General features: G+C 62.2%; 21 protein-coding genes. 14 read left to right on the top strand and 7 right to left on the bottom strand.

Annotated features, from left to right (window positions below; translation table 11 throughout):
* Positions 1-10 precede the first annotated feature (10 nt).
* The gene (locus T8A63_RS00555; protein ID WP_322344692.1) at positions 11-1,516 is read left to right on the top strand and encodes a heme biosynthesis protein HemY; all 1,506 of its coding nucleotides are present in this window, start codon (positions 11-13) and stop codon (positions 1,514-1,516) included.
* Here the strand turns inward: T8A63_RS00555 and T8A63_RS00560 are convergent.
* The 5 genes from T8A63_RS00560 to T8A63_RS00580 form a co-directional block, all read right to left on the bottom strand.
* On the bottom strand, positions 1,506-1,955 hold the full coding sequence (locus T8A63_RS00560) for a GNAT family N-acetyltransferase (protein WP_322344693.1): 450 nt from the start codon (positions 1,953-1,955) through the stop codon (positions 1,506-1,508). The two genes, T8A63_RS00555 and T8A63_RS00560, sit on opposite strands and share 11 nt — an antisense overlap.
* 44 nt (positions 1,956-1,999) lie before the next feature.
* Complete coding sequence (gene nadC, locus T8A63_RS00565; protein WP_322344694.1) at positions 2,000-2,845, bottom strand: carboxylating nicotinate-nucleotide diphosphorylase; 846 nt, start codon at positions 2,843-2,845, stop codon at positions 2,000-2,002.
* The gene (locus tag T8A63_RS00570; protein ID WP_322344695.1) at positions 2,842-4,404 is read right to left on the bottom strand and encodes an L-aspartate oxidase; all 1,563 of its coding nucleotides are present in this window, start codon (positions 4,402-4,404) and stop codon (positions 2,842-2,844) included. Before T8A63_RS00570 ends, nadC begins: the two co-directional genes overlap by 4 nt.
* A gap of 11 nt (positions 4,405-4,415) precedes the next feature.
* The gene (gene nadA, locus T8A63_RS00575) at positions 4,416-5,468 is read right to left on the bottom strand and encodes a quinolinate synthase NadA (RefSeq protein ID WP_322344696.1); all 1,053 of its coding nucleotides are present in this window, start codon (positions 5,466-5,468) and stop codon (positions 4,416-4,418) included.
* A 134-nt stretch (positions 5,469-5,602) separates the two neighbouring features.
* The gene (locus T8A63_RS00580) at positions 5,603-6,475 is read right to left on the bottom strand and encodes a MurR/RpiR family transcriptional regulator (protein WP_067939702.1); all 873 of its coding nucleotides are present in this window, start codon (positions 6,473-6,475) and stop codon (positions 5,603-5,605) included.
* A 119-nt stretch (positions 6,476-6,594) separates the two neighbouring features.
* Here T8A63_RS00580 and T8A63_RS00585 point away from each other — a divergent pair, with 119 nt between their 5' ends.
* The 7 genes from T8A63_RS00585 to T8A63_RS00615 are packed head-to-tail and all read left to right on the top strand — an operon-like array spanning position 6,595 to position 14,298.
* Positions 6,595-7,374, top strand: coding sequence for an N-formylglutamate amidohydrolase (locus T8A63_RS00585; RefSeq protein WP_322344697.1), 780 nt, complete (start codon positions 6,595-6,597; stop codon positions 7,372-7,374).
* Positions 7,371-7,937, top strand: a complete 567-nt coding sequence (locus tag T8A63_RS00590) for a TRAP transporter small permease subunit (RefSeq protein WP_132443990.1) — start codon at positions 7,371-7,373, stop codon at positions 7,935-7,937. Before T8A63_RS00585 ends, T8A63_RS00590 begins: the two co-directional genes overlap by 4 nt.
* Positions 7,937-9,262 carry a TRAP transporter large permease gene (locus tag T8A63_RS00595; protein WP_067916408.1) on the top strand — a complete coding sequence of 442 codons (1,326 nt, stop codon included), beginning with the start codon at positions 7,937-7,939 and terminating at the stop codon, positions 9,260-9,262. The genes T8A63_RS00590 and T8A63_RS00595 overlap by 1 nt, the downstream gene beginning before the upstream one ends.
* Positions 9,263-9,312: 50 nt before the next feature.
* On the top strand, positions 9,313-10,350 hold the full coding sequence (locus T8A63_RS00600; protein ID WP_067939693.1) for a TRAP transporter substrate-binding protein: 1,038 nt from the start codon (positions 9,313-9,315) through the stop codon (positions 10,348-10,350).
* 58 nt (positions 10,351-10,408) lie between these two features.
* Positions 10,409-11,773: a glutamine synthetase family protein gene (locus T8A63_RS00605; RefSeq protein ID WP_322344698.1), complete on the top strand. Its 1,365-nt coding sequence runs from the start codon at positions 10,409-10,411 to the stop codon at positions 11,771-11,773.
* Positions 11,774-11,775: 2 nt separating this feature from the next.
* Positions 11,776-13,149 carry an aldehyde dehydrogenase family protein gene (locus T8A63_RS00610; protein ID WP_322344699.1) on the top strand — a complete coding sequence of 458 codons (1,374 nt, stop codon included), beginning with the start codon at positions 11,776-11,778 and terminating at the stop codon, positions 13,147-13,149.
* A gap of 3 nt (positions 13,150-13,152) precedes the next feature.
* Positions 13,153-14,298 (top strand): iron-containing alcohol dehydrogenase, encoded by a 1,146-nt coding sequence (locus T8A63_RS00615; RefSeq protein WP_322344700.1) that lies wholly within the window; start codon positions 13,153-13,155, stop codon positions 14,296-14,298.
* A gap of 62 nt (positions 14,299-14,360) precedes the next feature.
* On the opposite strand, the gene T8A63_RS00620 is transcribed toward T8A63_RS00615, so the two are convergent.
* Complete coding sequence (locus tag T8A63_RS00620) at positions 14,361-14,834, bottom strand: c-type cytochrome (RefSeq protein WP_067631210.1); 474 nt, start codon at positions 14,832-14,834, stop codon at positions 14,361-14,363.
* Between the two features lie 195 nt (positions 14,835-15,029).
* On the opposite strand from T8A63_RS00620, the gene idi reads away from it, so the two are divergent.
* Both idi and hemF read left to right on the top strand, forming a co-directional pair.
* Positions 15,030-15,560 (top strand): isopentenyl-diphosphate Delta-isomerase, encoded by a 531-nt coding sequence (gene idi, locus T8A63_RS00625; protein ID WP_300050835.1) that lies wholly within the window; start codon positions 15,030-15,032, stop codon positions 15,558-15,560.
* 18 nt (positions 15,561-15,578) lie between these two features.
* Positions 15,579-16,460 carry an oxygen-dependent coproporphyrinogen oxidase gene (gene hemF / locus T8A63_RS00630; RefSeq protein WP_322344701.1) on the top strand — a complete coding sequence of 294 codons (882 nt, stop codon included), beginning with the start codon at positions 15,579-15,581 and terminating at the stop codon, positions 16,458-16,460.
* A gap of 327 nt (positions 16,461-16,787) precedes the next feature.
* On the opposite strand, the gene hemE is transcribed toward hemF, so the two are convergent.
* Positions 16,788-17,828 (bottom strand): uroporphyrinogen decarboxylase, encoded by a 1,041-nt coding sequence (hemE, locus tag T8A63_RS00635; RefSeq protein ID WP_322344702.1) that lies wholly within the window; start codon positions 17,826-17,828, stop codon positions 16,788-16,790.
* Between the two features lie 84 nt (positions 17,829-17,912).
* On the opposite strand from hemE, the gene hemC reads away from it, so the two are divergent.
* The 4 genes from hemC to T8A63_RS00655 all read left to right on the top strand — a co-directional run bounded on the left by hemC (position 17,913) and on the right by T8A63_RS00655 (position 23,641).
* Positions 17,913-18,860 (top strand): hydroxymethylbilane synthase, encoded by a 948-nt coding sequence (gene hemC / locus T8A63_RS00640; RefSeq protein ID WP_322344703.1) that lies wholly within the window; start codon positions 17,913-17,915, stop codon positions 18,858-18,860.
* Positions 18,857-19,789 carry a LysR family transcriptional regulator gene (locus tag T8A63_RS00645; protein WP_322344704.1) on the top strand — a complete coding sequence of 311 codons (933 nt, stop codon included), beginning with the start codon at positions 18,857-18,859 and terminating at the stop codon, positions 19,787-19,789. Before hemC ends, T8A63_RS00645 begins: the two co-directional genes overlap by 4 nt.
* Positions 19,790-19,851: 62 nt before the next feature.
* Complete coding sequence (locus T8A63_RS00650; RefSeq protein ID WP_322344705.1) at positions 19,852-21,927, top strand: hydantoinase/oxoprolinase family protein; 2,076 nt, start codon at positions 19,852-19,854, stop codon at positions 21,925-21,927.
* A 4-nt stretch (positions 21,928-21,931) separates the two neighbouring features.
* Positions 21,932-23,641 carry a hydantoinase B/oxoprolinase family protein gene (locus tag T8A63_RS00655; RefSeq protein ID WP_322344706.1) on the top strand — a complete coding sequence of 570 codons (1,710 nt, stop codon included), beginning with the start codon at positions 21,932-21,934 and terminating at the stop codon, positions 23,639-23,641.
* Positions 23,642-23,682: the final 41 nt, after the last annotated feature.

A 23,682-nucleotide genomic window follows, 5' to 3' on the forward strand; every position in this document is an offset into this window, starting at 1 on the left:
GGAACGAAAAATGCTCTGGTCTCTTATTAAAATCGTTCTTTTCGTCGTGCTCGTCGCCGCTTTGGCATGGGGTGCGGGCTTCTTGCTGGAAAGCGAGGGCGGCATTCAACTGACCGTGGCGGGCACCGAATATACCCTCGGGCCGCTGCAATCGGTCATCGCCGTTTTGCTTTTGATGTTCGCGGTCTGGGTGCTGCTCAAGATCGTGGCGCTGCTGTCGGCGGTCTGGCATTTCCTGAATGGGGATGAGACCGCCCTGTCGCGCTACTTTGACCGCAACCGCGAACGGAAGGGCTACGAGGCGCTGTCGGACGGGCTGATGGCGCTTGCCAGCGGTGAGGGTCAGGTTGCGATGGCCAAGGCCGCCAAGGCGGACCGCTATCTCAAACGCCCGGCGCTGACCAATCTGCTGACTGCGCAGGCCGCAGAGCTTGCAGGCGACCGCCGCAAGGCAGAGCGGACCTATCGCAAGCTGGTCGAAGACGAAAAGACCCGTTTCGTCGGCGTGCGTGGCATCATGAAGCAAAAGCTGGCTGACGGGGATACCGATACAGCGCTGAAGCTGGCCGAGAAGGCCTTCGCGCTGAAGCCCAAACACGAAGAAACCGGCGATACGCTGCTGAAGTTGCAGGCCGAAAAGCATGACTGGACCGGTGCGCGCGGCACCTTGCAGGCCAAGTACAAAAACGGCCACCTGCCGCGCGATGTGCACAAACGCCGCGATGCGGTGCTGGCGCTGTCGGAAGCCCGCGAAGTCATCGCCGAGGGCAACAGCATTGAGGCGCGCGAGGCCGCGATCGAAGCCAACCGCCTGTCGCCCGATCTGGTGCCAGCCGCCGTAATGGCCGCGCGCAGCTATATCGCGCAGGACAAGCCGCGCTATGCCTCGAAAGTGCTGCAAAAAGCGTGGAGCGTGCATCCGCACCCCGACCTTGCCGCCGCCTTTGCCGAGGTTCAGCCGGATGAAACCCCGCAGCAGCGCATCAAACGGTTCCGCGCGCTGACGAAATCACAGCCCGACCATCCCGAAACCAAGATGCTGCTGGCCGAATTGCACATCGCCAACGAAGATTTCCCCGAAGCGCGCCGCGCGCTTGGCAATCTGGTCGAGACCGATCCGTCGGCGCGTTCCGTCACGCTGATGGCCGCGATCGAGCGGGGTGAGGGGGCGTCTGATACGGTGGTCAAAGGCTGGCTGACACGCGCGCTCAATGTCTCGCGCGGGCCGCAGTGGATTTGCGAGAATTGCCACCACATCCACGCCGAATGGAAGCCGATCTGCGAAAACTGCAAGAGCTTTGACACATTGGAATGGAAGACCCCGCCGCTCTCGGAAGTCGCCATGCCAAGCGGTGTGCAGATGCTGCCGCTGATCGTCGGGGCCCCGGAAACGACACCGCCAGAAGGCGCGCTTACAACCCGGACCGACGACATCGAAGAGGCAGAGTTGGTGACGGACACAGACGAGCCGACCAATCCCGACGCCTCGAAAAAGGCGCCGGACCCTACAGCTTGATGTCGTAGGTGACCCAGTTGGTCCGCGTGGCCAGCTTGTCATACACCCCACGGCCGCGGTAGTTATCCTCGGCCGTGATCCAGCGCACGAGGCTCCAGCCGCGTTTCTGGGCGATCTTTTTCACCTCACCGATCAGCGCGTCGGCAGCGCCGCTGCCGCGTGCTTCGGGGGCCACGAATAGATCGTCAAGGAAGCAGCCCGTCGCCGCCGCCAAGGGGCGCGCAAAGTGGCGGAAATGGGTCAGGCCGATCACACGGCCTTCGGCGTCTTCGCAGACCAGCCCTTCGACCTCTGTCAGCGGATCATGCAGCCAAGACCAGACCCGCGCGCGCATTTCTGGTGTCTGCTCGACTTTGTAAAACGCGGCATAGCCTTGATAGAGCCGCTCCCAATCGGCGCGGTCATGGTCTTTTACGGTACGAACTGTGAGGTCGGACATGGCGGGCTCCCTTCGCTGGCTGCGCGATCTTTGCCCCAGTTGGTTCAGAAATCCAGCCCAAGGTCCAGCGTTGTCGCCGAATGTGTCAGCGCACCCATGGAGATATAGTTCACCCCCGTCGCCGCGACCTCCGCAATGCGCGGCAATGTCATATTGCCCGATGCCTCAAGCACGATGCGGCCCCTGGCCATTTCCACCGCTTCACGAAGCGTCGCCGTGTCCATATTGTCCAACAGCACAACATCCGCGCCGCCTTCGTCCAAGACCTCTTCAAGCTGCGCCAGCGTGTCCACTTCGATCTCGACCCGGATCATATGCGAGGCGTTGGACTTCACCGCCTGCAAGACGGGCCGGATGCCCCCGGCGGCGGCGATGTGATTGTCCTTGATCAGGATCGCATCCGAGAGGGAAAAGCGGTGGTTGAACCCGCCGCCATGCAGCACCGCCTGTTTCTCCACCATCCGCAGCCCCGGCGTGGTCTTGCGGGTGCAGGTGATCCGGGTCTCGGTGCCCTTGGTCTCGGCCACGCAGGCCGCTGTCAGGGTGGCGATGCCCGAAAGCCGCCCGGCAAAGTTCAACGCCACACGCTCTGCCGACAGGATCGCGGCGGCGGAGCCTTCGATCTCCATCAGCGTGTCGCCTTTGGAAATCGTGCTTCCGTCTTCTTTCAGCGTGCGAACCTCAAGCGTTGGATCGACCAGATGAAAGGCCAGCCGTGCGATCTGCATACCGGAAACGACCCCCTCGGCGCGGGCGCGCAGGCGGGCGGAATAGGTCGTGCCCTCGGGGATCACGCTGCGGGTGGTGACATCGCCATAGGTGCCGAGGTCTTCCATCAGCGCGGCGCGGACCAGCGGCTCAAGGATCAGGTCGGGCAGGGCGGTGGTCATGCGGGAAGTTCCTCAGGATTAGAGCGTAGGGCAGTGGCATCGGCCAGCGTCATGAAACTGCGCGCAGCCTCTTCGAGCGTATTGGGGTAATCGGTGCGGCAATGCGCGCCACGGCTTTCGCGGCGCGCATGGGCGGCGGCAGCGATCAGCGTGGCCGTGGCGGTCATGTTTTGCAGCTGGGCGCAGTCGGGTTGTGCGGCTTCGATCTGTGCAATCGTGGCAAGGGCACGTTGGAGCCCTTCCGCATCGCGCAGAACGCCGACATGGGCGGTCATGGTTTGGCGCAACTGGGCAACGAGGGTCTCAGCGGGTGTTTCGCCAGCGGGCAGGTCGGGCAGGGCCACCGTTCCGCTGTCGCCGGTGCTGCATTCCTCAAGCATGTCCTGCGCCGCGCGGCGGGCAAAGACCAGCGCTTCGAGCAGCCCGTTTGATGCAAGCCGGTTCGCGCCGTGCAACCCTGTCGAGGACGCCTCGCCACAGACCCACAGTCCGGCAAGGCTGGACCGCCCATGTGCATCCGTGGCCACGCCGCCCATGTGGTAATGCGCAGCGGCGGCCACGGGGATCGGTTGGATCACCGGGTCAATGCCGTTGCGCGCGCAAGCGGCGGCGACGGCGGGATACTCGGCCAGTACCGCAGGGCCCAAGGCTGCACGGGTGTCGAGCATGGGGCGCAGGCCCGCTTGGGTCTGGGCAAAGATCGCGCGGGCCACGATGTCACGCGGGGCGAGTTCGGCCAGCGGGTGGACCTCGGTCATGAACCGCGCCCCCTCGCTGTTGATCAGATGCGCGCCGGCACCGCGCAGGGCTTCGGTTGCCAAGGGGGCGGGGTCTTCGCCGCAGTCGATGGCGGTGGGGTGGAACTGCACGAATTCTGCATCGGCGATGAGCGCGCCCGCGCGGGCGGCCATGCCGATCACTTGTCCACGGATCCGTGCCGGGTTGGTCGTCAGCGCATAAAGCCCGCCCGACCCGCCCCCCGCCAGCAAGACCCCCGCGCCGCGCAACAGGGCGGGGGCGGAGCCTTCGGCCCGGGCCAATTCAATCTCAACGCCGGTGACTTTGCTGCCGTCGCTGTCCAATCCGCGCGCCAACACGCCTTCGAGTACTTGGATCGACGGGGTATTGCGCACCCGCTCGATCAGAGCGCGCATAATCTCGGCCCCGGCCTGATCGCCCTGCACCCGCACCACACGCGCGAAACTATGCGCCGCCTCGCGGGACATGACATAGCCCCCGTCGGCGCTGCGGTCGAAGGCGGTGCCAAAGTCGGTTAGGGCGAGGATATGCGCGCGCGCCTCTTCCGTCACGGTGGCCGCGACGCGCGGCTCTACCGTGCCGGCACCGGCGGCGATGGTATCCAAGGCATGCGCCTCGGGGCTGTCGGCCTGCGCCATCGCGGCGGCCACCCCGCCCTGCGCCCAAGCAGAACTGGCCCCCGAGCCAAGCGGATCAGGCGAGATCAGCAAAACGGGGCGCGGCGCAAGACAAAGCGCGGCATAAAGCGCGCCGAGGCCCGCACCAACGATGATGATCCTGCCGGTTGTGATCTCTTGCACCGGCGCGGCCCTCAGAGGCCGAGTTCGCGGGAGAGGTCGATCATCCGCTGCACCGCGACGCGTGCTTTTTCGGAGTCTTCCGCCTCAACCTCGACCGCGCCGGACATGGTGTGCAGCGACCACAGCACCTTTTCCAGCGTGATCTTCTTCATGTAGGGGCACATGTTGCAGGGGCCGACGAAATCGACCTCGGGCAGCTCATCCGCGATGTTCGACGCCATGGAGCATTCGGTGACTAGCATCGCTTTCGCCGGTTTTTCGCGGTGCACATAGTCCAGAATGCCGCTGGTCGAACCGGAGAAATCCGCCTCGGCCACCACATCCGGCGGGCATTCAGGGTGCGCGATGATGCGGGTGTCGGGGTTCCACTCGCGGTAATCGGCGATGTCTTTGGCGGTATATCGTTCGTGCACGATGCAGGCCCCGTCCCACCAGACGATGCGCTTCTCGGGCACCTGTTTGGCAATGTTCTGGGCGAGGTATTTGTCGGGCGTCATGATGACAGTGTCGCTTTCCATCGCGGCGACGATCTGCGCGGCGTTGGACGAGGTGCAGCAGATGTCCGACGCGGCTTTCACCTCGGCAGTGGTGTTCACATAAGTTACCACCGGCGCGCCGGGGTATTGCGCGCGCATCTGTTCGACACCCTCGGCGGTGATGCTTTCGGCCAGCGAACAGCCCGCTTCCATATCGGGGATCAGCACGGTTTTCGACGGGTTCAGGATTTTCGAGGTCTCGGCCATAAAATGCACGCCGCATTGCACGATCACATCGGCCTCAACCTCAGTCGCCTTGATCGCCAGTTGCAGGCTGTCGCCCACGAAATCGGCGATGCCGTGATAGATGTCGGGCGTCATGTAGTTATGCGCAAGGATGACCGCGTTACGCTCTTTTTTCAGCTTGTTGATCGCGGCGACATAGGGGGCGTGAATGGCCCAATCGGGGGGGGAAACGACACGGTCCATCTTGGCGTAGATATCGGCCATTTCAGCCGCCAGCGCTGGCGATGGCGCGAGGTCATAATGGCGCTCAAGCTCGCTGGGCGAAAAGATTTCATCACGCATGGTCGGTCCCCCTCCGGCCTTGGCGCGTGTCACGGCACCGCGCTGGACACCACACCCGGCGTGCTGGCCATAGACGACTGGCGGGGTTTGGGCAAGCCAATACCCTTTATGACAGGGCGCTCAGCCTTTGTGGATCAGGTGAATTTGCGGAACAATCGGGTCTGATCGAACATCTCTTCCAGCCGCTCGGCCCGGTCTTTGGTGTCGGCCCAATTGATGTCCTGCATGGCCGAGATCACGCTTTCCACCAGCAAAAGCGTCGCCGCCGCACTGTCCCAAGCCGAGGGCGCGACGATCCGGCTGGAGAAGCAGATATCGGCAAGGCTATGCACCGGAGAGCGCCACTGGTCGGTAAAGAGGATGATCTTGGCCCCCCGCGCATGGGCCATCTCAGCCAGTTTCAGGGTGTTGTTCTCATAGCGGCGCACGTCGAAAATGACGAAGACATCGCCTTCGCCCACGTCCAGCAGGTAATGCGGCCATGCGTTGGAGGTGGACTGGATATGCGTCACCCGGGGCCGGATGATCTGCGCGTGCAGAAACAGATATTCCGCCATCGTATGCGTGATGCGCCCGCCCACGATATAAAGTGGGTGCGCGGTATCGGCGATCATGGCGCAGGCACGGTCAAAAGTCGCCGGTTCAATCTGGCCGAGGGTGTGACGGATATTGTCGATCACCGCGTCGGTGAAACGGTTCAGCACATGGCCCGAGGGCGCGCCTTCGGTCCATGTGTCGTGTTTGGCGATGGGGTTCTTGGCCTTGGCCTTTAGCTCTTCGCGCAACTCGTTCTGAAACTCGGGGTAACCCTTGAACCCCAGCTTTTGCACCATTCGCGCCACGGTGGGGGTCGAGACATTGGCATCCTTGGCCAGCGCCGTCAGCGGGCCGAGGCCAGAGGCGGGGTAATTCTCAAGAATCGAATGGGCGAGTTGGCGTTCCGCACGGGTCAGCCGGTCCAGTTCTTGCTGGATACGGTCGGAAATGGTCAGCGTCGGTTCAGCCATGGATGCCCCTCTTTTGACGAGTAATAACACAAACTGAACGGCGTTGTAATAAATTTGACATTATTCTGTTGACAGAAGCCCCCCGCCCGAATGAGGTTTGATCAACTGAGGGGGACAAGGTGTCAGAGCAGACAGATCTTTCGAATGAAGCCGTCGAGGTGATCAACGCCGGAGCCAAGGCGCCGCTGGTGTTGGTCTGCGAACATGCGGCGCGTGAGATACCGGCCTGCTTTGACGGTCTTGGTCTGGATGCTGCGGCCCGCGAAAGCCATGTGGCGTGGGATCCCGGCGCTCTGGCCGTGGCGCGGGCGATGGCGCAGGATTTAGACGCCGTGCTGGTGGCGGGGCGCGTTTCGCGGCTTGTTTACGACTGCAACCGCCCGCCCGAAGCCCCCGGCGCGATGCCCGCCCAGAGCGAGATTTTTGCGATCCCCGGCAATGCGTCACTTGATGAGGCAGGCCGGGCCGAGCGGGTGACGCGCTATTACGAGCCCTTCCGCGCGACCCTTGCCGCGACGATCAAACGGGTCGATGCGCCCGCGATCGTCACGGTGCATAGTTTCACGCCGATCTACCACGGCAAACCGCGCCGTGTGGAAATTGGCATCCTGCATGACAGTGACGCACGGCTGGCGGATGCGATGCTAGCGGTGGCGCCAGAGTTCACTGACCTAACGGTCGAGCGCAACGCGCCCTATGGCCCCCAAGACGGGGTAACCCATACGCTCAAGGAACACGGTTTGGCGCATGGCCATCCGCATGTCATGCTTGAGATCCGTAATGACCTGATCACAACCGAGGCCGAGCAACAGCAGATGGCCGCGATGATCAGCAATTGGTTGCGTGCCGCGCTGATGCGGCCCGAAATGAATGACGCGATGAAGGACTCCAAACCATGAAATTCATGCGTGGCTATATCCGGGGCATCGACGCGATGAACCGACGGATCGGGCGGATCATGATGTATGGCATCTTTGTCCTGATGGGGGTGCTGTTGTGGTCCACCGTCAGCAAAGCCTTCTTCGTCCCGTCGCTCTGGACGCTGGAAATGGCGCAGTTTGTCATGGTGGGCTACTACATCTTAGGTGGGCCTTACTCGATCCAACTGGGGTCGAACGTGCGGATGGACCTGCTCTATGGCGATTGGTCGCTGCGCCGCAAAGCGTGGTTTGATCTCTTCACCGTCTTCTTCCTGATCTTCTATCTCTGCGTGCTGCTCTATGGCGCGGTGAGTTCCACCGCCTATTCGTTGGGCTATTGGGGGACCGAGCCGTTTAGCTTTTTCGGTGGGTTGGTCACGGGGACCGAAGAGATCGGCCATATGGAGAAATCCAGTTCCGCTTGGCGGCCCTACCTCTGGCCGATCAAGGTCGTGATGATCGTCGGTATCTTTCTGATGCTGCTGCAATGTCTGTCCGAGCTGTTGAAAGACGTGCTGCGGCTCAAGGGTGAGGCCATCTGATGTCCTATGAAATGATCGCGACATTGATGTTCTCATCGATGATGCTGATGCTACTGACCGGCCAGCGCGTGTTTGGCGCTATCGGCTTTATCGCCGTTGTGTCGGCGCTGCTGCTCTGGGGTGACAAGGGCGGCTATGACATCGGCTTTGCCGCCGCGATGAAGCTGATGAAGTGGTATCCGCTGCTGACCCTGCCGATGTTCATCTTCATGGGCTATGTGCTGAGCGAGAGCCGCATCGCCGATGACCTTTACAAGATGTTCCATGTCTGGATGGGCGGTGTGCGCGGCGGGCTGGCGATTGGGACGATTGGTCTGATGGTGCTGATCTCGGCCATGAACGGGCTGAGCGTGGCGGGGATGGCGATTGGCTCGACCATTGCGCTGCCGGAATTGCTGAAACGCGGGTATGACAAGAGGATGGTGACCGGGGTGATCCAAGCGGGGTCGAGCCTTGGCATCCTCGTGCCGCCCTCGGTGGTGCTGGTGCTTTATGCGATGATCGCGCGGCAGCCCGTGGGGCAACTGTGGCTGGCGGGTGTCATTCCGGGGCTGATGATGGCGGCGATGTTCATTGCCTATATCGTGATCCGGTGCCGCATGAACCCTGAACTTGGTCCCATCCTCTCAGCCGAAGATCGTGACATTCCGCGCGCCGAAAAGCTGCGCCTTCTGCGGGCTGGCATCCTGCCGCTGGTGATCTTTGCGGTGATGATGGTGCCGTTTGTGCGCGGTTGGACCAGCCTTGTGGAAAGCTCTGCCATCGGGGCAGGCGCGGCTTTTCTTGCCGCCGTTCTGAAGGGCCGGATGACCCGCGAGGTTTTCGAGAACTCGGTGCGCAACACGTTGGGCATCACCTGCATGTTCATGTGGATCATCCTCGCCGCCCTCGCCTTTGGTGCGGTCTTTGACGGGCTGGGCGCGGTTAAGGCGATTGAGAGTCTCTTTACCGAGAAGATGAACCTCAGCCCCTGGATGATCCTGATCATGATGCAGCTGAGTTTCATCATCATGGGCACCTTCCTTGATGACACGGCGATGCTGGTCATCGTGGCCCCGCTCTATGTGCCGCTGGTCGGTGCGCTGGGCTTTGATCTGATCTGGTATGGTATCCTGTACACGATCACCACGCAGATCGCCTATATGACGCCGCCGTTTGGCTATAACCTGTTTCTGATGCGCGCGATGGCCCCGCCGGAGATTACCCTGCGCGACATCTATGCTTCGATCACGCCCTTCGTGCTGGTGATGGTCTTGGCGCTGATACTGGTCATGGTCTTCCCGCAGATCGCGACATGGCTGCCTGATTATATCTACGACAAATAACAATGAGAGCCGCGCAAAGACGGCCTGACATTTCAACAAAGGAGAGACGTATGACCACTCGCAGAAAGTTTCTATCCGGGGCCGCCGTCGCCGCCCCTGCGGCCCTCGCCGCGCCCTCCATTGTCCATGCCCAAGCGCCGATCAAATGGCGCATGCAGACCTATGCCGGTGCCGCCTTGGGCGAGCAGGTGACCAAGCCTGCCGTCGACTACATCAACGCCGCCGCCAATGGCGAGATGGAGATCGAACTGTTCTACGCCGACCAGATCGTCCCCACCGGCGAGCTGTTCCAAGCCATGCAGCGCGGCACCATCGACATGGTGCATTCCGATGACGACTCCATGGCTTCGCCCACGCCCTTGCAGCAGTTCGGCGGCTATTTCCCCTTTGCCACCAAGCACATCCTCGACGTGCCGGTGCTGTTCAACCAATATGGGTTGGCCGACATTTGGAAAGAAGAATACGCCAAGGTTGGGGTCGAATGGCTGTCGGCTGCGGGTCAGGACCCCTGTAACTTCAACACCACCAAAGAGATCAAATCGGTCGCCGATCTGGATGGTCTGAAGCTCTACACCTTCCCCACCGCGGGCCGCTTCTTGTCGAAGTTCGGCGTGGTGCCGGTGAACATTCCTTATGAGGACGCCGAAGTTGCCGTGCAAACAGGTGAGCTAGACGGCATGGCGTGGTCGGGCATCACCGAAGACTACACCGTCGGCTGGGCCGATGTGACGGACTACTTCCTCACCAACAACATCTCGGGTGCTTGGATCGGGTCGTTCTTCGTCAACCAGCAGCAATGGGCCGATCTGCCGGATCACCTCAAGCAGTTGGTCATGGCGGGGATCGAAGCGGGCCACACCTACCGTAACCAGTGGTACTGGGGCGGCGAGGCGCGTCTGCGGGCGCAGGGCGACAAGCTCAAGCTCAGCACTGTGCCTGCCGACGAATGGGCCGAGGTCGAAAACGCGGCCAAGGACTTCTGGACCGAGATCGCCGAAGAAGGCGAAGTGCACGCCAAGATCGTGCAGATCTTCCGCGACTATAACGAAGTCATCAACAAAGCCGGTCCGCCCTACACCAACGGCTGAACCGACAACCGGGGGCGCGCTGCCTGCGCCCCCGCCTTACCCCTGAAGTGGACAGAACATGCCCGGCACACTGACATTCGACGCGCTGAAAAAACTGGTCAAAGAGGGATCCGTCGACACGGTCCTTGCCTGCCTTGTGGATATGCAGGGCCGGTTGATGGGCAAACGCTTCCATGCGGTGAACTTTGTTGAGACCTCTTACAAAGAGACCCATTGCTGCAACTACCTGCTGGCCACCGACCTTGAGATGGCGACGCCCGATGGTTTCGCCTCCACCTCGTGGCAGTCCGGCTATGGCGACTATGTAATGCAGCCCGACCTTGAGACGATCCGCCCGGTGCCGTGGCTGGACGGGACGGTGATGGTGCTTTGCGACGTGCTGGATCACGACACCCATGCGCCCGTGCCTCATTCGCCCCGCGCCATGTTGAAGAAACAGATCGCGCGGCTGAAGGAGTTGGGCTTCGACGCCATGATGGCGACGGAGTTGGAGTTCTTCCTGTTTGAGCAGAGCTTTGACGCGCTGCGCAAGGATGGCTACCGCAACCTCGTGCCGATCAGCGGCTACAACGAGGATTACAACATCCTTCAGACCACCAAGGAAGAGAACGTGATGCGCCCGCTGCGCAACCATCTCTTCGCCGCCGGTCTGCCGATCGAGAACACCAAGGGCGAAGCCGAAGCCGGTCAGGAAGAGCTTAACATCCGCTATTCAGCGGCGCTCGACTGTGCCGACTACCACACGATTGCCAAACATGCGGTCAAGGAGATCGCGTGGCAGCAGGGCCATGCAGCGAGCTTCCTGCCCAAGTGGCATAAGGACCGTGTCGGCTCCTCCAGCCACGTCCACCAGTCGCTGTGGAAAGACGGCAAGCCGATGTTTGTCGATGGTGACGACGAGTTGGGCGTGTCTGACCTGATGCGGCATTATATGGCCGGTTTGATCGCCTATGCGCCGGAATATACCTATTTCCTCGCGCCCTATATCAACAGCTACAAGCGTTTCGCCAAAGGCACCTTTGCCCCGACCAAAACCGTCTGGTCCGTCGACAACCGCACCGCTGGGTTCCGCCTATGTGGGGCGGGGACCAAGGGCGTGCGTGTCGAATGCCGTATTGGCGGATCGGACTTGAACCCTTATCTGGCGCAGGCGGTCATGCTGGCCGCCGGGATCAAAGGGATCGAAGACAAGATGGAACTGGCCCCGCCCACACGCGGCGATGCTTACGGCGAGTCCGACGCTGTCGATATCCCCCAGACCCTGCGGGCAGCAACCGAGACCCTGCGCGGTTCGACGTTCTTGCGCGAGGTGTTGGGCGACGATGTAGTGACCCATTACACCCGCGCGGCGGAATGGGAGCAGGAAGAATTTGACCGGGTGGTGACCGATTGGGAAATCGCCCGTGGCTTTGAAAGGGCCTAAGAATGACGACGGTAAAATGTATCTCTCCGATTGACGGTTCGGTCTATGCGGAACGCGAAACCCTAAGCAACGATGCGGCGCTTGAGGCTGTTGCCCGCGCTCGCAAAGCGCAAAAGGCATGGGCCGCGCGCCCCCTGCAGGAACGTGTCGATCTGGTGATGGGCGCGCTGAAAGAGATTGAGAATTCGACCGACCGCATGACCGAGGAACTGGCCCACCAGATGGGCCGCCCGGTGCGCTACGGTGGTGAGTTCGGTGGCTTGCAGGAGCGCACCAGCCATATGGCCAAGATCGCCAGCGATGCACTGGCCCCCACGGTAATCGAAGACAGCGATGCCTTTAGCCGCAAAATCATGCGTGAGCCGCATGGCGTGGTTTTCGTCGTGGCACCGTGGAACTACCCCTACATGACCGCGAACAACACCATCGCGCCTGCGCTGATCGCGGGCAACGCGGTGATCCTGAAACACGCCTCGCAGACCATTCTGGTCGGTGAACACCTTGCCGATGCCTACCGTGCGGCGGGCGTGCCCGAGGATGTGTTTCAGAACGTTGTGCTGAGCCATGACACCACATCGGCGCTGATCGCGGACAATGCGTTCGATTTCGTGAACTTCACCGGCTCCGTCGGTGGCGGGCAGGCGATGGAGCGCGCGGCGGCGGGCACATTCACTGGCGTCGCGACAGAGTTGGGCGGCAAAGACCCCGCCTATGTCCGGGCCGATGCCAATCTCGACGCGGCAGTCGATGGTGTGATGGACGGCGCGATGTTCAACGCGGGTCAATGCTGCTGCGGGATCGAGCGGATCTATGTACACGAAAGCCTCTATGACGCTTTCGTTGAAAAGGCTGTGGCTTGGGTGAACAACCTCAACCTCGGCAATCCGTTGGAAGAAGCCACGACGCTTGGCCCGATGGCCAACGTGCGTTTCGCCAATGAGGTCCGCGCGCAGATTGATGAGGCCGTTGCGGCAGGTGCCAAGGCGCATATCGAAAAGATGCCCTCCGACGATGGCGGTGCCTATCTGACGCCGCAGGTCCTGACCGGTGTGACCCACGAAATGCGCGTCATGCGCGACGAAAGCTTTGGCCCCGTGGTCGGCATCATGCCAGTCAAGGACGACGAAGAAGCCATCGCGCTGATGAACGACAGCCAATTTGGTCTGACCGCCGCGATCTTTACCGCTGACGCTGATGCCGCCGAAGCCATTGGCCAGCGGCTGGAAACCGGCACCGTCTTCATGAACCGTGCCGATTACCTTGACCCGGCGCTTTGCTGGACCGGCTGCAAGCAGACCGGGCGCGGCGCGGGCCTGTCTGAACTGGGCTATCACGCGCTGACACGCCCTAAATCCTACCACCTCAAGAAAGCCTGAGACATGTCCCTGACTGCCAATTGGTCTTACCCCACCGCCATCCGTTTCGGCACGGGCCGCATTAAAGAGATCGCCGAGGCCTGCGCCGCTGCGGGTATCAAAAACCCCCTGTTGGTCACCGACAAAGGGCTGGCCTATCTGCCGATCACCCAGTCCACGCTCGACCTGATGGAAGCTGCTGGCCTTGGCCGCGCGATGTTTTCGGACGTTGACCCGAACCCGACCGAGATGAACGCCGAAGCGGGCATCAAGGTCTACCGCGACGGCGGCCATGACGGCGTGATCGCCTTTGGCGGCGGCTCGGGGCTTGATCTGGGCAAGGTCATTGCCTTCATGGCGGGCCAAACGCGCCCCCTGTGGGATTTTGAGGATATTGGGGACTGGTGGACCCGCGCCGACCCTGAGGGCATTGCGCCTATCGTGGCTGTGCCGACGACCGCCGGCACCGGGTCGGAAGTGGGCCGCGCCAGCGTGATCACCAATTCCCAAAGCCATGAGAAAAAGATCATCTTCCACCCTAAAATGCTGCCCGCCGTCGTGATCTGCGACCCGGAGCTGACCGTGGGCATGCCGCCGATGATCACCGCAGGCACCGGGATGGATGCTTTCGCCCACTGCCTCGAAGCCTTCTGCTCGCCGCATTACCACCCGATGAGCCAGGGTATGGCGCTGGAAGGCATGCGTCTGGTCAAGGAATATCTGCCGCGGGCCTATGCCGATGGTACTGATCTTGAGGCGCGCGGGCATATGATGTCTGCTGCGGCCATGGGCGCCACGGCGTTTCAAAAGGGTCTGGGTGCCATCCATGCCATCAGCCACCCGATTGGCGCGGTGCATCACACGCACCACGGCACCACCAACGCGGTCGTCATGCAGCCCGTCCTGCGCATGAACCGCCCCGCCATTGAGGACCGTCTGGCCAAAGCGGCAGCCTATCTCGATATCGTCGGCGGCTTTGATGGCTTCTATGATTTCGTCGGCAAGTTGAATGCGGAGTTGAATATCCCCGCTAATCTGACCGCCCTTGGCGTGACCGAACCCGACATTGACGCGCTGGTGGCCTCGGCTTTGCAAGACCCAAGCTGCGGCGGCAACCCGATTGAACTGACCAAAGAGAATGTCACGCAGCTGCTGCGCGACTGCTTTTAAAACGCAAAACAGGGGGCCGGATCATCGGCCCCCTGTTTATTAAAAATCAGTGAAACGTCGGATTATTCAGTCGTTTTGGCTTCTTCCATATCCACTTCAGTAACCTCGGGCCCGACCGAGACCAAATACGCCCAAACATCCTTGGCGTCTTCTTCATCTTTCAGACGGTAAGACATCTTGGATTTGGCGCGGTTCGTGTCGAGATAGCTGGCCAGAAACTTCTTGGGATCGGCAACATATCCGGTGAAGTCTTCTTCGTTCCACGCCAGCCCGGCTTCGCCGGCTTCAACGATGAAATCGCCATAGCGGTAGTCTTCGACCGACCCCGCCACGCGGTTGTAGATTCCATAAAGGTTCGGCCCGGTGCGGCCGCCTTTTTGGATGTCATTGCCTTCATCATCTTGGATCATGTGGCAGCTTTTGCATTTACGAAAGACCTTTTCCCCGGCTTCGGCATCACCGGAGGCATGGCTTTCTGCCCATAGGGGCGTGGCCCCAAGGCAAATGGCGAAGATCGACGCGATACGCATGTTCATTGTGAGTTCCTTTGTCTGGCTGATTTGAAACTAGCGTTTTGGGCGAGGGGGTAAAGCATATCGTCTGCGCCAAAAGGTAGCACGGGCGGGCTGCGGGCCGGTTAGCGGTTGAGACCAAGGGGAATTCCTCCGATAACTGCCGGTGAATTTCTTCTGCTTCGAGGGTGAGATGAACACAACGGCGAGCCGCCTCTGATGGAGATCATGGTCCCCGCTTGGGTCGACGGCACCCTGCAACCGGTTGAGAAGCTGGCCGCGCATGAACGCGGTTTGCGGCATATGGCGGTCTCGGTCTTTGTAATTGCCGAGGGCAGGTTGCTGCTGCAGCAGCGCGCGCTTGGCAAATACCACACCCCCGGCCTCTGGGCGAATACCTGCTGCACGCATCCGCAATGGGACGAGCCGCCCAACGTCTGCGCCACGCGGCGGTTGGACGAAGAACTGGGGATCACCGGGTTGGACCTTCAGCATCGCGGCCAAGTCGAATACCGCGCCGATGTTGGCGGCGGGTTGATAGAGCATGAGGTTGTTGAGGTATTCCTTGCCCATGCAGACCCGGCGTTGTCGATCACGGAAAACCCCGATGAGGTGATGGCGACGCGCTGGATCAGCCTGAGCGATCTACACACCAACCTCGCGCAGAGCCCCGAAGAATATACGCCTTGGTTGCGGATCTACATGGCCGAACACGAAGGTCTGATCCTCGGCGGCGGGGCGATGGAATAATAGAAAGGCGGGCCAGAGATGACCGAAGACATGCAAGACCAAAAGACACGCGCGGCGGACTGGTTCCGCAAGCTACGCGATGACATCGTTCAGGCGTTCCATGACATTGAAGCGCGTCATGTCGGGGAAGAAGAGGCCGGACGTTTCGTGGTCAGCAACACAACCCGCACCGCGCCTGATGGGTCCGACGCTGGCGGCGGTGAGATGTCTGTCATGCGCGGCGGGCGCGTGTTTGAGAAGGTGGGCGTGAATATCTCCACCGTTTACGGCACCTTGGGTGAACGGGCGCAAGTGGCGATGGCAGCGCGCAAAGGACTGCCGGGCATGGCCGATGATCCGCGGTTTTGGGCATCGGGCATCAGTCTGGTCGCGCATATGCAAAACCCGCATGTGCCTGCCGTGCACATGAACACCCGCATGTTCTGGACCCCTCATGCGTGGTGGTTCGGCGGTGGGGCGGATTTGAATCCTTGTATTGAGTATGACGAGGACACCGCCTATTTCCATGCCGAGATGAAGGCCGCCTGTGACCCCCATAGCGCCACGCTCTATGATGAGCTGAAGGCTTGGGCGGATGAGTATTTCTACATCCCGCACCGCAAACGTGCGCGGGGTGTGGGCGGTATCTTTTATGACGACCGCAACAGCGGCGATTGGGCCGCCGATTTCGCGCTGACGCAGGATGTGGGCCGGGCGTTTCTGCCCGCCTATGTGCCACTGGTCGACAAGCGGCGCGAGATGACATGGGACATGGACGACAAGGACGTGCAGCTGCGGCACCGTGGGCTCTATGCCGAGTATAACCTTGTTTATGATCGGGGGACGAAGTTCGGGCTTGAGACGGGGCATGACCCTGATGCAGTGCTGATGAGCTTGCCGCCGATGGCGAAGTGGGTGTGAACTGAGGCTGGGCAACAAGCAGGCAGGAGGCGCTGCACAATCGAAAGGCAGCCTTCCGCCCCTTTCTGTTAGAGCGACAAAGTAACGGCGAAGGTGCCATCTAGCCCGGAATCAAGCCGCAGGCGCCGGGCCGTCGCCTGCCCGCCCGTCACGCCGGATGCGTGCCTCCATATTTGGCGCACCTTCGGTGCGACCGGGTAGGCGATTTGGAGAGGCTGGGCATGACTTCGTGAAGGCACATCACGGTTGAACCATAAAGTGGCATGAGCCATCGTCTCATCGCCGACCCGCGGGCAGGCGATGGCCCTCATTGTAAGATGCGGAGGTTCAGCCTCGCGTCCCGCGCACCGTGTCGATCATCAACTGCACATTCTCCGGATCCGCATCCGGCGTAATGCCATGGCCAAGATTAAAGATATGCGGCCCCTTCGCCAGCGCGTCGACAATCGCGCGCGTCTCTTGCACCAGCGCATCCCCGCCCGTCACCATATGCGATGACTTCAGATTGCCCTGCACACAGCCATTGGGCTGCACATGCTCGGCGACCCATTCCGCGCTGACACCATCGTCGATGGCGATGCAGTCCGCTCCGGTCGCCGCATGCAGATTGGCAAACCGCGCGCCCGCACCACGGGGGAAGGCGATGATCGGGACATCCGGATGCCGCGCTTTCAGCGCGCTGATGATCTGGCGCAGCGGCTCGGTCGAATAACGGTCGAAATCGGTGCCTTGCAGCGATCCGGCCCAGCTGTCGAAGAGCTTCACCACCTCGGCCCCGGCTTGGATCTGCATGTCGAGGTATTCGATTGTGGCGAGCGTAATCCTCTCCATCAACGCATCGAAAACCTCGGGGTTTTCGTCCTTCAGCGCATGGGCTGGCCCCTGATCCGGCGTGCCTTTGCCCGCGATCATATAGGTCGCCACCGTCCATGGCGCGCCTGCGAAACCGATCAGCGTGGTTTCCTCGGGCAGTTCGCGTGACAGGATGCGCACGGTCTCGTAAATCGGGGCGAGGTGGTCGTGAATGGCATCCGCCGGTTTCAGCGCTTCCATCTCGGCCTTGGTGGTGATCGTCGACAGACGCGGCCCTTCGCCGGTGACAAACCACAGATCGGCCCCAAGCGCCTGCGGCACCAGCAGGATGTCGGCAAAAAGGATCGAGGCATCGAAACCGTAGCGGCGGATCGGCTGCAACGTCACCTCGGCGGCAAGTTCGGGGTTATAGCAGAGCGACAGGAAATCCCCCGCCTTGGCCCGCGTCGCGCGGTACTCCGGCAGGTAGCGCCCAGCTTGCCGCATCATCCAGATCGGTGGGGTCGGCAGGGTTTCGCCCGTAAGGGCGCGCAGGATGGTCTTATTCGCAGTCATTATGGCGTTCCTAATTGTGGCAAACCCGTAGGTAGCGCAGGTACAGTAGTTGTCAGTTCATGTCGACGGGGGTAGGGATGCGTCATGACGTATCAGCTTCCCACCCCGGCCCGGCCCCTCAACATCGGCACACGCGGATCGCTTCTGGCGCTCGCGCAGGCGAATGAGGTGCGCGACCGGCTCGCCGCCGCCTTTGACCTGCCGTTTGAAGCGTTTACGATCGTGGTGATCAAGACCACGGGCGACAAGATCATCGACCGCCCGCTGAAAGAGATCGGCGGCAAGGGCCTGTTCACCCGCGAGATCGAAGCGGCGCTGCTGGATGGCTCCATCGACATCGCGGTGCATTCGATGAAGGACATGCCGACGCTGCAACCCGGTGGGCTGTTGATCGACACCTATCTCCCGCGCGAGGATTGCCGCGATGCGTTCATCTCGCCGCATCTGAAATCCATCGCCGACCTGCCGCAGGGCGCGGTCGTGGGCACCTCCAGCCTGCGCCGCCGCGCCCAGGTGAAACTGCGGCGGCCCGATTTGGAAGTGGTCGAGTTTCGTGGCAACCTGCAAACCCGTTTGAAAAAGCTGGATGACGGCGTGGCCGAAGCGACATTCCTTGCCATGGCCGGGCTGAACCGGCTGAGAATGGACGATGTGCCGCAGGCCGCCGTGCATCCCGATGACATGCTGCCGGCCATCGCCCAAGGGGCGATTGGGGTTGAGCGCCGCATCGACGACAGCCGCGCCGCCGACATGTTGGCGGCGATCCATGACCGCGCCACGGGCGAACAACTGGCCGCCGAACGCGCGTTTCTGGCGACGCTTGACGGCTCTTGCGAGACGCCCATCGCTGGGCTGGCCGAACTCAACGGCACCGAGATGCGCCTGCGCGGCCAGGTGCTGCGCCCGGACGGGTCAGACGCCATCGGCGACGACGTGACCTGCGCCATTTCCGACGGAGCCGAGGCGGGCGAGGCGATGGCCCGCAAGCTTCTGGCCGAGGCCGGACCGGGTTTCTTTGACTGGCGCGAATGATCGGCAATCTCTTCACGCTGAAACAGCTTGAAGCGCTGATCTGGGTCGCCGACCTTGGCAGTTTCCGCCGCGCCGCCGCGCATCTGAATACCACGCAGCCGAACATCTCGGCCCGGATATCGGGGTTGGAGGCGACGCTGGGCGTGACCCTCATGCAGCGCGACGCCGGGTCGATCCGGCTGACCGAAAAGGGCACCGCGCTGCTGGCCCAAGCCCGCCGCGTGCTGCGCGAGGCCGAAGCGCTGGTTGAGACCGCCGCGCGGCCTGACCTGATCGACGACAGCCTGCGCCTTGGTGTGACCGAAGTGGTGGCCAGCACATGGTTGCGCCCCTTTTTGCGCGCGCTGGCAGAGGCTTATCCCAATCTAACGGTTGAGCTTACCGTCGATCTCTCGCGTGATCTGGATCGGGAGCTTGCCGCCCATGCGCTTGACCTGACCTTGCAAACCGCGCCCTTCTCAACCCCGGCGGGAGGTCAGTTGGACTTGGCGACCTATGACTACATTTGGGTCGCCGCGCCGGAGCTTGCAGCACAGATTGGCCCCACGCCTAACCTTGAGGCGCTGGTGCGGCACCCGGTTTTGGGCCATGCGCGGCACACGCAGGCCCATTCTGATCTGATCCGCCATTTCGATGGCACCACCGCGCCCAAGGCTCGATTGGTGCCTTCGAGCAGCCTGTCGGCGGCGATGAACATGGTGCTCGACGGGATGGGCGTGGCGGTAATGCCGCGTGTCATGGTGGCAGGCGCGCTGGCTGATGGGGCGCTGCAAATTCTCCCCGCCGCGTGGCATCCACGCCCGTTGCAGGTGGCCGCGCGGTACCACGCAGAGCGTACGCCCGCCTATGTCACCCGCGCCGCCGAACTTGCCCGTGACTGCGCCCGAAGCTTCGATGTCGAGGATCGAAAAAACCTTTCACACCCATAGAATATAATAATTTGCGCCGATGCTGCACCCGCCCCTATCCTGCGTCCAAACAGGAGTGAGACATGGCATCAACCATTCGACTGGGCGTAGACATTGGCGGCACCTTTACCGACGTGGTTCTGGAAAAGGGCGGCGAAAGTTTCTCGACCAAGGTGCTGACCACCTATGCCGCGCCCGAGAACGCGATCATCGACGGGATGCATCAGGTCTGCACCAAGGCCGGGGTCACCCCTGCCGACCTGACCCAGATCATCCACGGCACAACGCTGGCCACCAACGCGCTGATCGAGCGGCGCGGGGCCAAGACGGCGCTGATCACGACCCAAGGTTTCCGCGACGTGATCGAGATGCGCACCGAAAGCCGGTTCGAGCAATATGACCTGAACCTCAATCTCCCCGAGCCGCTGCTGCCACGCCAGATGCGCTACACGGTGGAAGAGCGCGTCGATGCCACCGGCGCGGTTCTGCTGCCGCTCGACCGTACCGAGGTCGAAGCCTTGGCCGACCGTATCGCGGACGCCGGCTATGACAGCGTCGCCGTGGGGCTGATCCATTCCTACCTGAATGACGCGCATGAACGGCTGATCCGCGAGGTGCTAGAAGAGCGGCTGCCGGGGGTCATGGTCTCGATCTCTTCCGAGGTCTCACCGCAGATGCGCGAGTATGAGCGGTTCAACACCGTGGTCGCCAATGCCTATATCAAGCCTCTGATGAAATCCTACCTTGGGCGGCTCGAAGGGCGGCTGCAAGAGGAAGGTGTCTCCTGCAACATCTTCCTAATGCACTCGGGCGGCGGCATCATCTCGATCGAAAGCGCTGCCGAATTCCCCGTGCGGCTGGTGGAATCCGGCCCGGCGGGGGGCGCGGTCTTTGCCGCGAACATCGCCGCGCGCTATGGGCTCGACAAGGTGCTGAGCTTCGACATGGGCGGCACCACGGCCAAGATCTGCCTGATCAAGAACCAGACGCCTAAGACCAGCCGAGTGTTCGAAGTGGCGCGGACCTACCGTTTCAAGAAAGGCTCCGGCATGCCGATCTCGATCCCGGTGATCGACATGGTGGAGATCGGTGCAGGCGGTGGCTCGCTCGCGCATGTCGACGCCATGCGGCAAATCCGGGTCGGGCCGGAAAGTGCGGGCTCTGAGCCCGGGCCGGCCTGCTACGGGCGGGGCGGTGAGAAGCCTGCCGTGACCGATGCTGATCTTGTGCTGGGCAAGCTCGACCCCGACAATTTCGCGGGCGGCTCGATCCGCCTCGACACCACAGGCTCTGAAGGCGCGTTGCAAAATGTCATCGGCAAGGAATTGGACATGGACGCCGCCACCGCCGCCTTTGGGCTGGCCGAAGTGGTGGACGAAAACATGGCCAATGCGGCCCGCGTGCATGCGGTGGAAAACGGCGAGGACCTCAGCGACTACACGATGATCGCCTTCGGCGGTGCGGCCCCGCTGCACGCCGGGCGGCTCTGTGAGAAACTGGGCGTTGAACGCCTGCTGGTGCCGCCTGGTGCCGGGGTCGGCTCGGCCATCGGGTTCCTGCGCGCGCCGTTTAGCTTCGAGGCCAACCGCTCGGTCTATATGAAGCTGTCGGATTTCGATGCGGATCGCATCAAGACGCTGTTGGCCGAACTGCAGGAAGAGGCCACCGGCTTTGTCCGCAACTGCGACGCCGGGGCGGAAATCCTGTCGGAATACAAAGTCTACATGCGCTACAGCGGGCAGGGCTGGGAGATCCCCATCGTGCTGGACGAGGCAGACGCCCTAAACCCCAATGCCGTCCGGTTCGAGGCGCTTTTTGAGGCGGATTACTCCAAGCTTTTCGGTCGTACCGTCGAGGGGTTGGATATCGAGATCACGGTCTGGTCGGTCAATGCCACCACCCCGCCCGAGGCGGTCGCCCGCACCGCAGAGCAGTCTCCGGGTGCGGCGGCAGATGTGGCTCTAACACGGCGTATGTTCGACCCGGCGCTCGCCGAATACTGCGATGCCGACGTGGTCCTGCGCGCCCAGATGGCCCCCGGCCAGACCGCCCAAGGCCCCGCCGCGATCACCGAGGATGAGACGACGATCATCCTGCCCGCGTCACGCCGCGCCATCTGCCAGCCGGACGGCTGCATCGACATCACCGTGAAAGGGTAAGCCCATGGCACAGACACATTCCAACGTCGCCTATCAGGTCATGTGGAACCGGCTGATCTCGGTCGTTGAGGAACAGGCGCAGGCGCTGGTGCGCACCGCCTTTTCGACCTCGGTGCGCGAGGCGGGCGATCTCTCGGCCGGGGTCTATGATACCGACGGTCAGATGCTGGCGCAGGCGGTCACCGGCACGCCCGGCCACGTCAACGCCATGGCCGACGCGGTGGCGCATTTTATCCGCCGCATCGGGCGGCAGAACATCCTTGAGGGCGACGTTTATATCACCAACGACCCTTGGGAGGGGACGGGCCATCTGCATGACATCACCATGGTCACGCCGTCTTTTCACCGTGGCAAGCTGGTCGGCTTCTTTGCCTGTACCGCGCATATCGTCGACATCGGCGGGCGTGGCTTTGGTGCGGATGCGGCGAGCGTCTACGAAGAAGGGCTTTACCTGCCGATCATGAAATTCGCCGATGCGGGCAAGGTCGACGCGACACTGGTGCGGATCATCCGTGGCAACGTGCGCGAGCCGGATCAATTGGTCGGCGACATCTACGCGCTGACCACCTGCAACGAGATCGGCCACCGCCGGTTGATCGACATGATGGAGGAGTTTGCCCTCGACGATCTCACCGGCATCGCGGGTTTCATCCTCGACAATTCCCGCCGCGCCACGCTGGAGCGGATCGCGGCGCTGCCACGCCAGCAGGCGACCGGCGAGATGACGATCGACGGCTTCGACACGCCGATCACGCTGAAGGTCACGGTGAGCATCGAAGAAGATCACATCCTGTCGGATTTCGCGGGCACCAGCGGGATCGACAAAAAGGGCATCAACTGCCCGCTGGTCTATACCAAGGCCTATGCCTGCTACGCGCTGAAATGCGCCATCGCGCCGGAGATTCCCAACAACGCCGCCTCGCTAGAGCCGTTTCGGATCACCGCGCCGGAAAACACCATCGTCAACGCGGTGCACCCGGCACCCGTGGCCCTGCGGCACATCGTCGGTCACTTCGTGCCCGATACAGTCTACGCGGCGCTGGATCAGATCCTGCCCAATCTTGTCCCTGCCGAGGGCGCGGGTTGCCTGTGCAACTTCCAAGTCAGCCTGCGCCCGCGCACGGATGCGCAAGCCCCCACAGGCGCGCGCCGGGCCGAGGTGCTGACCTTCAACTCCGGGGGCTCGGGCGCGCGGCCAGAACACGACGGGCTGAATGCCACGGCCTTCCCTTCGGGCGTGATGACCATGCCGGTGGAGGCCACGGAACATGCCGGTCCTGTGGTGATCTGGCGCAAAGAACTGCGCCCCGACAGCGGCGGCGCGGGTCGCCAGCGCGGGGGGCTGGGGCAGTACATGGAAGTCAGCGCCCGCGCGGGGCATGAGTTCGACATGCAGGCCATGTTTGACCGCGTCGATCATCCCGCCCGTGGGCGGCAGGGCGGTGCCCCCGGTGCCCCGACCACCATTGCCCGCGACGATGGCACGCCGATGCGCGGCAAGGGCAAACAATTCGTGCCGCATGGGGCAAAGGTGATGATGGCCTTTCCGGGGGGCGCGGGCTACGGCCCCGCCACCGAACGCCCCAAGGACTTGGTGAAACGCGACCTTCTGCGCGGCTACATCAGCGCAGAGGTGGCAGCGGCGGACTATGGGCTGAGCGCCGAAGACATCCGCGAGGTGCAAGAGGCGATCCGCAAAGGCGCGGACCTGTGAAAGAGTTGCCGCTCAAGGGTTTATAAGCGCACGGGGGTCAT

The organism is Sulfitobacter sp. OXR-159, from assembly GCF_034377145.1.
GTDB lineage: Bacteria > Pseudomonadota > Alphaproteobacteria > Rhodobacterales > Rhodobacteraceae > Sulfitobacter.

Bases quoted from the DNA above. Each gene is read 5' to 3' on its own strand.
- hemF (WP_322344701.1), top strand. From the start codon at position 15,579: ATGACCGAAGACATGCAAGACCAAAAGACACGCGCGGCGGACTGGTTC.
- hemE (WP_322344702.1), bottom strand. From the start codon at position 17,828: ATGACTGCGAATAAGACCATCCTGCGCGCCCTTACGGGCGAAACCCTG.
- T8A63_RS00620 (WP_067631210.1), bottom strand. From the start codon at position 14,834: ATGAACATGCGTATCGCGTCGATCTTCGCCATTTGCCTTGGGGCCACG.
- T8A63_RS00610 (WP_322344699.1), top strand. From the start codon at position 11,776: ATGACGACGGTAAAATGTATCTCTCCGATTGACGGTTCGGTCTATGCG.
- T8A63_RS00580 (WP_067939702.1), bottom strand. From the start codon at position 6,475: ATGGCTGAACCGACGCTGACCATTTCCGACCGTATCCAGCAAGAACTG.
- T8A63_RS00615 (WP_322344700.1), top strand. From the start codon at position 13,153: ATGTCCCTGACTGCCAATTGGTCTTACCCCACCGCCATCCGTTTCGGC.
- idi (WP_300050835.1), top strand. From the start codon at position 15,030: ATGGAGATCATGGTCCCCGCTTGGGTCGACGGCACCCTGCAACCGGTT.
- hemC (WP_322344703.1), top strand. From the start codon at position 17,913: ATGACGTATCAGCTTCCCACCCCGGCCCGGCCCCTCAACATCGGCACA.
- T8A63_RS00560 (WP_322344693.1), bottom strand. From the start codon at position 1,955: ATGTCCGACCTCACAGTTCGTACCGTAAAAGACCATGACCGCGCCGAT.
- T8A63_RS00605 (WP_322344698.1), top strand. From the start codon at position 10,409: ATGCCCGGCACACTGACATTCGACGCGCTGAAAAAACTGGTCAAAGAG.
- T8A63_RS00655 (WP_322344706.1), top strand. From the start codon at position 21,932: ATGGCACAGACACATTCCAACGTCGCCTATCAGGTCATGTGGAACCGG.
- T8A63_RS00645 (WP_322344704.1), top strand. From the start codon at position 18,857: ATGATCGGCAATCTCTTCACGCTGAAACAGCTTGAAGCGCTGATCTGG.
- T8A63_RS00650 (WP_322344705.1), top strand. From the start codon at position 19,852: ATGGCATCAACCATTCGACTGGGCGTAGACATTGGCGGCACCTTTACC.
- T8A63_RS00555 (WP_322344692.1), top strand. From the start codon at position 11: ATGCTCTGGTCTCTTATTAAAATCGTTCTTTTCGTCGTGCTCGTCGCC.
- nadC (WP_322344694.1), bottom strand. From the start codon at position 2,845: ATGACCACCGCCCTGCCCGACCTGATCCTTGAGCCGCTGGTCCGCGCC.
- T8A63_RS00600 (WP_067939693.1), top strand. From the start codon at position 9,313: ATGACCACTCGCAGAAAGTTTCTATCCGGGGCCGCCGTCGCCGCCCCT.
- T8A63_RS00590 (WP_132443990.1), top strand. From the start codon at position 7,371: ATGAAATTCATGCGTGGCTATATCCGGGGCATCGACGCGATGAACCGA.
- nadA (WP_322344696.1), bottom strand. From the start codon at position 5,468: ATGCGTGATGAAATCTTTTCGCCCAGCGAGCTTGAGCGCCATTATGAC.
- T8A63_RS00595 (WP_067916408.1), top strand. From the start codon at position 7,937: ATGTCCTATGAAATGATCGCGACATTGATGTTCTCATCGATGATGCTG.